Source organism: Flavobacterium shii, assembly GCF_025847235.1.
Classification (GTDB): Bacteria; Bacteroidota; Bacteroidia; order Flavobacteriales; family Flavobacteriaceae; genus Flavobacterium; species Flavobacterium shii.
The window spans coordinates 174,142-186,571 of sequence record NZ_JAOZEW010000011.1; the positions used below are offsets into that span (position 1 = coordinate 174,142).

The following is a 12,430-nucleotide window of genomic DNA, read 5'->3' on the forward strand; positions in this document are numbered from 1 at the left end:
ACTCGATTAATCGTCTCTTGACAAACGTATAATTAAAGTTATATACCGAGAAATACTCTCGTGAATTCAAATGATTTGTAAAAAAAGGAATATACGTAGACACCCTTTTTTAATATTATTTGGCTTAATTTTTCCATAATATTGTTATTTAGGTGGATGGGTTAACGGACTAAATTATAACACTTTTACTCTTAGGTAGCAGTTTTTCTGGAAATGAAATTTGTAACAATTAATTGAAACATCGTCCCAAAGAATCCTGTTGTTTTGTTATGTGTGCTTCTTGCCAAAATCTTTTTGGATAGATATCCAGCGGCGATACTAAAGATAGATTTGAATAAATTACCTTTTATGTCTATAGTTTCATTGATTTCGCCTAAAGTATTTTTTATAAGATTCAGAGGTTTTAAATTGTCCTGAATATGATGAAATTTATCTTTTAAATCAATCCATTCTGCTTCTTGCTGATTTTTTAGCTGTAGAATCCTTTGATTTAAATCGTCGGTAGCGTTATTAGTATTCATAAGAAATTGGTTTTAGGATTAATCTGGGGTTGCTCTAATTTCGGCTTTTTAATAAAAGCGAAATAATGATATTTCCTACTGGTTTCTTGATCCACTTGCTCTGGTATTTATACAACAAGATTGCAAGTATCAGATAGGCAAATGCCAATACGAAGAAGCCATAGTAATATTCTCCCAGAAGCCTTCCAATTAATAAACTAAGCCCAATATTGAAGAATAAACTAAAAAAAGCAACAACAACAGCTACAATTATTTGTGATGTTAATGTAGAAAGAACATCTGCGGATAGTGATACAGATTTAAGTTTGAATAATTCGAAACTTGTTTTAGTATAATTTTCGGCTTTATCAAAAAGTGTATCGGTTGTTGTCGTTTTAGTTTCCATCTGCTTGTGTTTGATTATTAAAATAAATCACAATTCTTCTTAGTTAGTTACATGTTCGATTCCGTCACTAACTTCGGCTTTGGCATGATTCAATTTTGATTTTCCCTGATTGATAAGATCTTTACCATTTGCAGAAATCGTACTTGCGATATGATCGATTTTACCTTTAATATCCTCTTTGTAGTCTTTGCTTTTATCGGCTATTTTTTTTCTGGTTTTTGATCCTTTATCTGGTGCAAATAATACTCCTAATAATGCTCCGGCAGCTGCTGCTCCAACAATTCCTAAAATGGTGTTACGCGTTTTCATAATATTTGTATTTAATGTTTAATAATGTAATTGAACTTGACTTGTTTTAAACTTCTTTGCCTTTAATTAGTCGGAACAGTACGGCGATAACCGCAATAACCAATAAGATGTGAATGATGCTTCCTAAACTATAAACAAAGAAACCCAGTGCCCATAAAATGACTAAAATAACAGCTACTGTATATAATAAATTTGACATGGCATATATATTTAAGGGTTAATAATAAGAGGGATTTTTAATTAAGCTTATACGCAACGTATAAACTTAAATTACTGTTTTTTGAGTCTGGAAAGGTATAGGTGGTTCCTAAGAAACTACGTTCTTTTCCTACGGTTGTTAATCCATAATTGTATCGGAGTCCAATGCTTAATGGATCAAAATCTACTCCAACGCCGGCAGCTATACCTGCATCAAACTTGTTAAAGTCATCGGTGTTTATATTGTCTTCAAAATTAAATGACCCGTTATTGGTTTCGTTGGTTACTTTTCCATCAACCAGATAAGCTGCATATCCACCAAAATGGACATTAAAGTTTTTTGTTACATTGATTCTTACCAATAATGGAACTTCGATATAATCCAGTCTAAAACGACCTGTTCCGTTTACAAAAGCGTTGTTGTATTTAAGTTCGGCTCCTTTTGTAGTATATAATATCTCGGGTTGAATGAAAATATTGTCTGCAATAGGAAATGCGGCATAAACACCAGCATTAAAACCGTATAAGGCATTTTTATCATCGACATTACCAGAATATAAGTTGGACATATTTGCGCCTCCTTTTATTCCAAATTCTGCATTAGTGATACTCTGTGCTCTTAATAATCCGAAAGAGGTTGCAATAAAAAACGTTGCTGCGTATAATAATTGATTTTTGCTTTTCATAACTTAAAATTTTAGTGCTTAGAATTTAATTGTTTTATGGCTTTTTATTATAAAATTGCTTTTTAATGCTTTCGATTCTTGTAAAAATTCATATTGCTTAGGCAAATACTTAACTGCAAATTTTAAGATGTCTGTATCTTTTGTTTCTTTGGATATTGATTTTAATAATTCGATCTGGTCTTCTATAGATTCTATAATTAAATTAATATATGCTATATCAAAGGTGGCTTTGGTTGCATCGATAAGTGTATACAAATCGTTATTGGCATCAATCTCATCATTGGTGATAATGATAAGTTTTTTATTAGCCATTTTTGTTATTTCTTGCAGAAACTCATTTTGATTAGACTCTATTTCACTGCTTAATTGTTTTAATTTTTCATCTTGACATTTTTGTTGTGCAATTTGACTTTTAGAGATTATAGCTTTACTAATATTAGCTGTAGCTATTAGGAAATAAGCATCAATTTCTTCTGAATCATCTTTGGAGAAAACTCCATTATTTGAGGTTTTTTCAAGGACTTCATTTTTTTTGCAAGATGACATGGTAGTCATAATTGCAATTGCAAAAGTTGCTTTTATAAGCAATAATCTAGAGGGGAACATAGAGTTTATTTTCACTTTATAAAAGTTTATATTACAAAGTTGCAACTCATACACGAATAATACCTTACAGCATAAAAAAGAATCGTTATATAATTCCCATAATATGAATTATATAACGATGATTATTGTTGTTTTTTTGAAATTATTCGGGAAGGAAAATGGTAAAAATAGAGCCTTTGTTTGGTGTGCTATCTGCAATGATACTTCCATTGTGGTTTTCAACAATTTTTTTACAAATGGCTAGTCCTATTCCTGTTCCGGGATATTCGGTTTTGGAATGTAAACGCTGGAATAAGACAAAAATAGTTTCTTTAAATTGTGGGTCAAATCCCATTCCGTTATCGGTGAATGTGATTTTGTAATATTTTTTTATAGATTGCTCCAGTAAATTCGGGAATGCTGCAGCGGCAACTTTAGTACAGGAAATAGTAATCTCCGGTAAGACATTAGGTTGGCTGTATTTTAAAGAATTACTGATTAGGTTAATAAATAATTGCTCTATTTGATATGGAATAACCTTTAGTTTTGGGAGCATTTCAGAAGTTATCGTTGCATCTTTCTCCAGAAGAATTTCGGATAGTTCCTGTTCGGCTTTTTTAAGTAAATCATTTAGATTCGTCTTTAAGAATTCTTTCTTTGTCGTATTTGTTCTGGAGAACAATAATAAATCATCAATTAAAATACGCATTCTTTTGGCAGATGTACCAATCTTAGTAATGTATTCTTTTCCGCTTTCGGATAATGAATCTTTGTCCTTATCGGAAATTCTGGAAATAAAGGTTTGGATCTTACGAAGTGGTTCCTGTAGATCGTGACTTGCAACATGGTTAAAGGAGGCTAGCTCTTTATTGCTTTTTTCTAGTTCCTTGTTACGCTCGTAGATTGCAATGTTTTGAAAATGCTCTTCGGTAATGTCAAATGTAATTCCGAGTATTATTTTGCTTCCTTGTTCATCTATTAAAAGTTTTCCAATGGACTTAAAATGTCTTATTTCTCCATTTTTTCGAATAACCTTGTAATAGATAATAGGAAGTTGCTTGTTGTCTATAATGCCTTGCATTAGGTTAGAGAAGGTTCTTTTATCTCCGGGATGTACAAAGTTTAAAAAAGTATCTTTTTCTGGGACAAACGCATTAGGCGGGTAACCTAATAATCGAAATTGATTATCGGAGTAAACCATTTTATTAGTATCCAGATCCCATTGCCAGGTACTAAAAGCACCAATAACTTCTGACTCTGCCATAAGTTTAGTCGAGATTAAAAGTTTTTTATTGGATACTCTTAATCGATCGATATCATTGCTTATTTGTCGGTACGAAAGTAAAATAAGTGTAAGTGCTACAAGAAATAAGGATATGGAGAAGAGAGGAGTTAGAGAAATCTCACTTTGGTAAATTTTTTGTCTTTTTTGTAAGATATCTTTTTCTACATCATTCATTTCATCAATTTGAAACCGAATGTTTTCCATAACAATTCTACCGCCAAACATGCAATTGTCTAGCTTTCTTTTATCGTAGGTTTTCTCGTTGCTATATTTTAGAGAACCTTCCAGATAGGTATAGCGTTGGATAATTAAATCAAATAGGTTTTTAAGATTCTTTTGTTGTTTTGGATTGTCGGCCATTAATTTCTTAAGGGCAATAAAAGACCTGTTTACTTTATCTCTGGAAAAAAGATAAGGCGCAAGAAAGCGGCTATTTTGGGTTATTATATAGCCCCTTTGGCCGGTTTCGGCATCTTTTACAAAAGAAAGTAAGCGTTCTAGTTGAATATTTATTTCATAGGTATGCATCATTGATTTGCTCGAATTCTGCATATCACGATTGTGCTTATAAGATACCGATGAAATAAATAATAAAATAAATATCGATATTGCAAAAATAATCCTCAACGCACGTGGGGAATTAAAATTGGGAATCAATTTCATTTGGTTTTATTTATTTTAAGCGTAACAAAAAGGTATCACGATTCAATCCAGAAGTGTGATAATGCCAGTTTAAAGTTACAACTTCATTAATTATTTTTTTAAGAGCATTAAAATTGCTTGGTTTTTTTATATAGATATTTGCACCTTGTATAAAGGTGTCTTCAATATCTTCCTCCGATGATGAGGTGGAATAAATTGCAATTATCAGGTGTTTTAAATGATCTGTTTTCTTTATTTCGATTAAGCATTCTTTACCCGTTTTCTTTGGCATATTTAAATCCAGAAATAAAATATCCGGTAATATTGTATCAGGGTGCATTAAGTGCTCCATCAATTCCATACCGTCATGAGCAAATTGTACTTTGGTTTGTATTTTCACTTCTTCAAAAGCATCTTTGAAAAAAAGGCGATCATCTTCATCGTCATCAGCCAGTAAAATATGTAATGCGCTTTTTTGCATTTATAATGTGTTATTTTAAATTTTCGCGTCGTTTTTTTATAATTCTTTGAAATGCCGAAGGAGTGATTCCTGTCGTATTTTTAAATTGTGTACTCAAATGTGCAACACTGGAGTAATTAAGTAAAAATGCAATTTCGGTTAAGCTCAGTTCATTTATGATAATGAGTTGTTTGGCTCGTTCAATTTTTTGCAAAATTATGAAGTTTTCAATAGAAGAGTAGGTTACTTCCGAAAAAATATTCGATAAGTATCCGTAACTGTGGTTTAATTTTTCAGCTAAATATACAGAACTTTTTAAATTGTTCCCATTTTCATCCATAAAGACCATCTCTATTATGGCATCTTTTATTTTTTGTACTAAAACACTTTTCTGGTTCTCTACAATTTCTAAACCCAAAGGTTCTAAATCATTCTTCATACTCTCCAATTCTTCCGCAGTTAGGTTTTTATCTAATTCAATTTCTCCAAAACCCAACGGTGTATAATTTACTTGTCGTTCCCCTAGCTTCTCTTTTAGAAAAAGGGAGCAAACGGTATTGATATCAAACTTAATAAATAACTTCATTGTATAAAATATATTGCTAAAGATAAATAAAATAATTTTGGAAAATAATATAATAGATGGCAATAAAATCAAGGGGAGTTTAAGTGCATGCATATCAGAATTTTTTTCTTGATTTTTAACAAAAAAAATACCGCCTAATTTAATAATTAGACGGTATTATAACAGAGTCAAAAAGATTTACAAATCAGAAATGATTTGATGTACTTTCTTTTGATTTTCCTAATTTTGCTGAAGTCTTCCGATCACTTCATCTCCTTTTCCTTCAGAAAACATTAGATTATCATCTGTTAATGTAGCACATTTTTGTTTCAACTTTCCTTTTAACTCATTTCAGTTTCCTTTAACTTCTGTAATATTCATAATGATATACTTTATATTAATAGTTTAGCAAAGGTGCAGTTTGTTGTTTGGGTATTATGTGACTTTATTTAATTTATTGTATAATTCCTACTTTAGTAAAAAACTAACTTAAATAACGTCTTAATATCTAGGACATTTTTTCGTGTTGTTCCAGTAATCCGGTGATAAAATCGGCAGAACCTATATCATTATTTTCATTTTCGAAAATTGGAATATATTTTCTGAATTCGATAATAACTTGCTCGTGATTTTGTAGTAATTCGCTTAGCATTTCTTTCTGTGACGGATACATATTAGGAAATTCCTTTAAGGTAGAGTTTCCTATGAACTCAGTCATGGTGCCGATAGTTTTTTCGCCAAGCTGATTAATTCTTTCTGCTACTTCATCAATAATTGTTTCTAAAATACCATATTGATCTTCAAATAATTTATGTAACTCCATAAAACTATTTCCCGAAATATTCCAGTGAAACTTTCTTGTTTTTACATATAAAATCATTTCATTCGATAAAATCGAGGTTAAGATATCGGCACTTTTCTTTAAATCTTTTGGAGCAATTCCTATATTTGGTTTCATGTGTTTCTTTTCTTTAATGCTGTTTTTCAAATTTAGGATTAACAACAGTGCAAGTTGTTACATAATTATAATTCGATTTTATAGAAACTCAATGTTTGGGGAAATTCGAATACCAATAATATTATTTGTAATTTTGCCGCACTAGCAAATTACAATATGACAACACAACAACTACACGAACAAATTACACGAAAAAAATCATTTTTATGCATCGGTTTAGATGTTGATTTAACCAAAATTCCACAGCATCTTTTGGAAACAGAAGACCCAATATTTGAATTTAACAAAGCAATAATCGATGCCACGCATGACCTGGCGATTGCCTATAAACCCAATACAGCTTTTTATGAAGCATATGGGATAAAAGGATGGTTGTCGCTGCAAAAGACCATTAATTATATCAATGAAAATCATCCTCGTATTTTTACAATTGCCGATGCCAAACGTGGTGATATTGGTAACACATCGAGTATGTATGCAAAAGCTTTTTTTGAAGATTTAAATTTTGATAGCGTAACAGTTGCTCCTTATATGGGCAAAGATTCTGTAGAACCATTCTTAGCGTTCCAAAATAAACATACTATAATGTTGGCCTTAACATCCAATGAAGGGGCATTTGATTTTCAGACTTTAATTACCAATGGTACCGAATTATACAAGCAAGTTCTTGAAACTTCTAAGACTTGGAAAAACAGTGAAAATCTTATGTATGTAGTCGGAGCTACCAAAGCCGAATATTTTTCGGAAATCCGTAAGATCGTTCCAGATAGTTTTTTATTGGTTCCAGGAGTTGGCGCTCAAGGCGGAAGTTTATCCGAAGTGTGTAAATACGGAATGAATGATAAAGTAGGATTGCTTATTAATTCATCACGTGCTATTATTTATGCTTCCAAAGAAAAAGATTTTGCCGATAAAGCAAGAGAGGAAGCTTTGAAGGTGCAACAGGAAATGGAAGAGATTATGAGTTCAACGTTTAAAGTTTAAAGTTGCTGCACGCTTAAAAAAATTAACCGCAAAGAACACAAAGCTTAGCGAACTTAGCGTAAATCTTTGTGTTCTTTGCGGTAAAAAAATCAACAAATGAAAACCTTAATAGACCAAATAGGTACTTCACATTCTTTTGAAACGGCTCCAAAAAGGATTGTTTCTCTTGTTCCTTCACAAACCGAATTGCTTTATGATTTGGGATTGGAGGATAGAATCGTCGGAATTACCAAGTTTTGTGTTCATCCGTATCATTTTAAATCTACCAAAAAAATGGTTGGCGGAACTAAGAAAGTGCATTATGAGAAAATTCGTTTATTGAATCCAGATATTATCATTTGTAATAAAGAAGAAAATACAAAAGAAATTGTCGAAAAACTATCAGAGATATGTCCGGTTTGGGTAACCAATATCCTTACTGTCGAAGATAATTTCCAAATGATTACCGATTTTGGTCAATTGTTTAATTGTCGTACCGAATCTCAAAAATGGAATGACAAGCTGACTTTCGGATTACAAGATTTTAAAACTTATATAAAAGACAAGCCATTTAAAAAAGCAGCTTATTTTATCTGGAAAAATCCTTTTATGGTTGCAGGTTCAGATAATTATATCAATGAGCTATTGAAACTTAATCATTTCACAAATATATACCTTGATAAAGGACGTTATCCCGAAGTAGAACTTAAAAAAATGCGTTTGGAAGGTGATCCCGATCTTGTTTTATTGTCATCAGAACCATATCCCTTTAAAGAAGAAGATGCATTTGAGATAGGTAGATTTACGCATCATGCCAAAACTGTTTTTGTCGATGGCGAAATGTTCTCTTGGTATGGAACACGATTGCTAAAAGCATTTCCTTATTTTAAACAAATGCATGAGCGCTTACAATAATCTATTTTTATAAAGAACTTGAACTTAAATAAATGACTCTTTAAAGCTTTAATAGGAAGCATTGCTTTATCATTCTTAAAAATGTAGGAAAGAATAAGGCAAAAAAAAGCCGACATCTAACAGATGCCGGCAATCATTTAACTAACCAAAACCAAAATAATAAATAACCAGTTTATTACATTGCAAAGATCAGGTATAACTAAATGTTATGCTGTTAAGGTTTTGTTATTACTTTGTTGTACATAAGTTAACTTTTTTTTGATTACTTTTAGGTATACTAAAAATGTAGTAATTTAAACTTTTATTAATAGTTTATAGTTATTAGAATATAAAAACAATCAATTTTGTTTATAGACACAAGTACGTTACCTTTGAATTAAATCATTAAAATTGTTACTTATGGAATCGAATGACAAACTTACCACGGCAACAGGAACGCCTGTACCAGACAATCAAAACATAATGACTGCAGGACCAAGAGGTCCGGTTTTATTGCAGGATTTTTGGTTTTTAGAAAAAATGGCACACTTTGATCGAGAGGTAATCCCCGAACGCCGAATGCACGCCAAAGGATCTGCAGCCTACGGGACATTTACCGTAACTCATGATATTACTAAATATACAAAAGCAGATATCTTCTCTGAGATTGGAAAAAAAACTGATATGTTTGTTCGTTTTTCTACCGTTGCCGGAGAAAGAGGTGCAGCCGATGCAGAAAGAGATATTCGTGGTTTTGCAATGAAGTTTTACACCAATCAAGGGAATTGGGATTTAGTAGGAAACAATACTCCAGTATTCTTTTTTCGTGACCCGATGAAATTTCCTGATTTAAATCACGCCGTAAAACGTGATCCACAAACCAATTTAAGAAGTGCCGATAACAATTGGGATTTCTGGACATTACTTCCCGAAGCATTACATCAGGTAACAATTGTAATGAGCGATAGAGGTATTCCTAAATCATACCGTCAGATGCACGGATTTGGAAGTCATACTTTTAGCTTTATCAATGATAAAAATGAAAGACACTGGGTTAAATTCCACTTTGTAACCCAACAAGGTATTGAGAACCTATCCGATGAAGAAGCTGCAAAACTAGTTGGAGCTGACAGAGAAAGCCATCAAAGAGATTTATTTGAAGCTATCGAAAGAAAAGATTTTCCAAAATGGAAATTGTCTGTACAGATAATGACCGAAGAACAAGCTAAAACATACAAATACCATCCATTCGATTTAACTAAAGTTTGGTTAAAAGGAGATTTTCCACTTATCCCTGTTGGAGAGTTTGAATTAAATAGAAACCCAGACAACTATTTTGCCGAAGTAGAGCAAGCCGCTTTTAATCCTGCTAATATTGTTCCGGGAATAGGATACTCTCCTGATAAAATGCTACAAGCCCGTTTATTTTCTTATGGAGATGCACACCGTTATCGTTTAGGAGTTAATAATGCTCAGATACCTGTAAATGCAGCCAAATGTCCTGTGAATAGTTTTCACAGAGATGGTGCAATGCGTGTAGACGGAAATTACGGAAGCAAAAAACATTATGAGCCTAATAGCTTCGGAAAATGGCAAGAGCAACCAGAGTACAAAGAACCACCATTATCAATTCATGGAGATGCTTATGCTTCTAATTTTAGAGAAGATGATAACGATTATTTCTCCCAACCAGGAAAACTATTCCGCTTAATGACCGATGATAAGAAGCAATTCTTATTCAAGAATACTGCGGCACAAGTAGGAGGAGCGCAAAAGTTTATACAGGTACGACACATTCGTAATTGCTTTAAAGCCGATCCAGCTTATGGAGAAGGCGTTGCAAATGCATTAGGATTGACAATGGATGAAGTAAACAATTTTAGTGATCCTAGATTATTGATAGAAGTTAAATAAGTTTCTTTAAGTTACAAAGGTTCAGAGCTACAAAGGTTCAAAGAGCTTTAAGGAACGCTTAATCTTTGATTTTAAATAAAAACCCGACAGATTTTTAAAATCCGTCGGGTTTTGTTTTAAAGGTACCGAGGTACTAAGTGATAAAGGTTCTAAGAATGAAGCTTTGCGAATATCTTTGCGATCTTTGCGTAAATCTTTGCGCACTTTGCGGTTAAATCTGCAGTTAAAACCCTTAAGAAAACACAACCGTTTTATTACTATAAACCATTGTCTTACGTTCCGCATGCAATTTTATGGCTCTTGCCAGAACGATGCGTTCTAGATCTCGTCCTTTCATAATAAAATCATCTACAGAATGAATATGCGAAACACGTGCAATATCCTGCTCGATAATCGGACCTTCGTCTAGTTCCTCAGTTACATAATGACTCGTTGCCCCGATAATTTTCACCCCTCTTTTAAAAGCCGAATGATATGGTTTTGCTCCAGGAAATGCGGGTAAAAAAGAATGATGGATATTGATGATTTTATTTTCGTAAAGCGAAATCAAGCCAGGAGTGATAATTTGCATATAACGCGCCAAAACGATAAAGTTAATCTCATATTTTTTCAGCAATGCAATTTGTTGTTTTTCGCCTTCTTCCTTATTATCTTTTGTAAACGGAACACAGTGAAACGGAATATCAAAACGTTCGGCAATCGATCTTAAATCATTATGATTACTAATAATTACCGGAATTTCAACACCCAATTCATCTGCACTATAACGACCTAAAATGTCAAACAGGCAATGATCATATTTAGAGACAAATAAAGCCATTTTTGGCTTTTGCTCCTGATTGTATAAATCCCAAGACATTTGGAAATTGGTTGCAATAGTCTGGCTAAAATCAGTTTTTATAGCTTCTATTCCAATACCAGGATTGGTTAATTCACATTCCAATCGCATAAAAAATACATTTTGTTCTATATCAACATGTTGGTCAATATAGGTAATGTTTCCTTCCACCTTCAGTATAAAATTAGTCACAGCAGCAATAATACCTTTTTGGTCTTTGCAGTGAATAAGAAAAGTTATTTTTTGCATTTTAGTTTTTTGGTTAATCGGTTAATCGTTTCGTTGTTTATTCGCTTTTAATGTTTAATCGATTAAACAACGAAACGATTAAACAGTTACACAATCAAAAAATTACTTCTTATCCTGCAAAGCAAAAACGCTTTTTAATAAAGGAGAAGTTCGGGCACTTATGTCCGTTCTGATGCTTTTTTCTTCAACAGCGATCATTTTAAAAACACCAGCCAAAGCTTGGTTTGTAGTATAATCGGTTAAGTCGGGATTTACTTTCTTAACAAGCGGAATACTGTTGTATTTTGCAATAATGTTCGACCAGACTACATCGGCACCTACCTTACTGAATGATTCTTTAATAACGGGATTAAATTTACTGTACAAAGCAGTTGTAGTACTAGATTGTAAGTAACTTGTAGCGGCACTTTCATTACCCAACAAGATAGTTTTGGCATCGGTAAAAGACATGTTTTTTACAGCCGAAACAAATATTGGAGTTGACTCCTTTACTGCATCTTCGGCAGCACGATTCAATACCTTAATACCTTCATCGGCAAGAGACGAAAGACCAATTCTTCTTAAAGTAGCGTCTACTTTTTGTAATTCGGCAGGCATTAAGATTTTTACGGCTTCGTTTCTGTAAAAACCATCTTCGGCAGTTAGTTTAGTTACTTGTTTCGAGATTCCTTTATCCAAAGCTTCTTTTAAACCCGCTGCTATATCAACGCCGCCAAGACTTGCTATTTTCGATGATAGTTGAGGTAATTTTAAAGTTTTTGGTATTTGTATTTGTGCACTAGCTGTAATTGAAAATGCCAACGTTAAGAGTAAAATCTTTTTCATTAAAAGGATGTTTTATAAGTTTCAAAAATACTACTTATTCAAAAATAAAGCCACAATTTTATTTCGGGAGCAGAAAGATTTTGTTTTATAACAAACATTTGTCCCGCTGTACACTATATCCGCGCCAAAAAAAGCGCGGGATGCCGTTCCCAT

General features: G+C 32.7%; 15 protein-coding genes. 3 read left to right on the top strand and 12 right to left on the bottom strand.

From position 1 onward, the window contains the following. Window positions 1–191: 191 nt before the first annotated feature. From OIU83_RS11965 to OIU83_RS12015, 10 genes are all read right to left on the bottom strand, one after another. Window positions 192–521 carry a hypothetical protein gene (locus OIU83_RS11965; RefSeq protein ID WP_264206489.1) on the bottom strand — a complete coding sequence of 110 codons (330 nt, stop codon included), beginning with the start codon at window positions 519–521 and terminating at the stop codon, window positions 192–194. A 34-nt stretch (window positions 522–555) separates the two neighbouring features. Next, window positions 556–906: a hypothetical protein gene (locus OIU83_RS11970; protein ID WP_264206490.1), complete on the bottom strand. Its 351-nt coding sequence runs from the start codon at window positions 904–906 to the stop codon at window positions 556–558. 39 nt (window positions 907–945) lie between these two features. Continuing rightward, the gene (locus tag OIU83_RS11975) at window positions 946–1,215 is read right to left on the bottom strand and encodes a YtxH domain-containing protein (protein ID WP_264206491.1); all 270 of its coding nucleotides are present in this window, start codon (window positions 1,213–1,215) and stop codon (window positions 946–948) included. Window positions 1,216–1,261: 46 nt separating this feature from the next. Next, the gene (locus tag OIU83_RS11980) at window positions 1,262–1,414 is read right to left on the bottom strand and encodes a lmo0937 family membrane protein (protein WP_264206492.1); all 153 of its coding nucleotides are present in this window, start codon (window positions 1,412–1,414) and stop codon (window positions 1,262–1,264) included. Between the two features lie 37 nt (window positions 1,415–1,451). After that, on the bottom strand, window positions 1,452–2,099 hold the full coding sequence (locus OIU83_RS11985; RefSeq protein WP_264206493.1) for a porin family protein: 648 nt from the start codon (window positions 2,097–2,099) through the stop codon (window positions 1,452–1,454). Between the two features lie 18 nt (window positions 2,100–2,117). Continuing rightward, window positions 2,118–2,705, bottom strand: a complete 588-nt coding sequence (locus OIU83_RS11990; RefSeq protein WP_264206494.1) for a DUF4142 domain-containing protein — start codon at window positions 2,703–2,705, stop codon at window positions 2,118–2,120. A gap of 142 nt (window positions 2,706–2,847) precedes the next feature. Next, window positions 2,848–4,632: a sensor histidine kinase gene (locus tag OIU83_RS11995; RefSeq protein ID WP_264206495.1), complete on the bottom strand. Its 1,785-nt coding sequence runs from the start codon at window positions 4,630–4,632 to the stop codon at window positions 2,848–2,850. 10 nt (window positions 4,633–4,642) lie between these two features. Beyond that, entirely contained in the window at window positions 4,643–5,092 is a 450-nt protein-coding gene (locus OIU83_RS12000; RefSeq protein ID WP_264206496.1) for a response regulator, read from the bottom strand. 10 nt (window positions 5,093–5,102) lie between these two features. Continuing rightward, window positions 5,103–5,657 (bottom strand): helix-turn-helix domain-containing protein, encoded by a 555-nt coding sequence (locus OIU83_RS12005; RefSeq protein WP_264206497.1) that lies wholly within the window; start codon window positions 5,655–5,657, stop codon window positions 5,103–5,105. Window positions 5,658–6,144: 487 nt separating this feature from the next. Then, on the bottom strand, window positions 6,145–6,594 hold the full coding sequence (locus OIU83_RS12015; protein ID WP_264206498.1) for a Dps family protein: 450 nt from the start codon (window positions 6,592–6,594) through the stop codon (window positions 6,145–6,147). Window positions 6,595–6,750: 156 nt separating this feature from the next. Here OIU83_RS12015 and pyrF point away from each other — a divergent pair, with 156 nt between their 5' ends. The 3 genes from pyrF (at window position 6,751) to OIU83_RS12030 (ending at window position 10,365) form a co-directional block, all read left to right on the top strand. After that, window positions 6,751–7,578 carry an orotidine-5'-phosphate decarboxylase gene (gene pyrF / locus OIU83_RS12020; RefSeq protein ID WP_264206499.1) on the top strand — a complete coding sequence of 276 codons (828 nt, stop codon included), beginning with the start codon at window positions 6,751–6,753 and terminating at the stop codon, window positions 7,576–7,578. A gap of 96 nt (window positions 7,579–7,674) precedes the next feature. Then, the gene (locus OIU83_RS12025) at window positions 7,675–8,472 is read left to right on the top strand and encodes an ABC transporter substrate-binding protein (RefSeq protein ID WP_264206500.1); all 798 of its coding nucleotides are present in this window, start codon (window positions 7,675–7,677) and stop codon (window positions 8,470–8,472) included. Between the two features lie 399 nt (window positions 8,473–8,871). Continuing rightward, on the top strand, window positions 8,872–10,365 hold the full coding sequence (locus OIU83_RS12030) for a catalase (protein ID WP_264206501.1): 1,494 nt from the start codon (window positions 8,872–8,874) through the stop codon (window positions 10,363–10,365). Between the two features lie 232 nt (window positions 10,366–10,597). On the opposite strand, the gene purU is transcribed toward OIU83_RS12030, so the two are convergent. Together purU and OIU83_RS12040 are read right to left on the bottom strand one after the other, a co-directional pair. After that, window positions 10,598–11,452 (bottom strand): formyltetrahydrofolate deformylase, encoded by an 855-nt coding sequence (purU, locus tag OIU83_RS12035; RefSeq protein WP_264206502.1) that lies wholly within the window; start codon window positions 11,450–11,452, stop codon window positions 10,598–10,600. Between the two features lie 102 nt (window positions 11,453–11,554). Continuing rightward, a complete protein-coding gene (locus OIU83_RS12040; RefSeq protein ID WP_264206503.1) occupies window positions 11,555–12,277 on the bottom strand; it encodes a DUF4197 domain-containing protein in 723 nt (240 codons plus the stop codon). Window positions 12,278–12,430 lie beyond the last annotated feature (153 nt).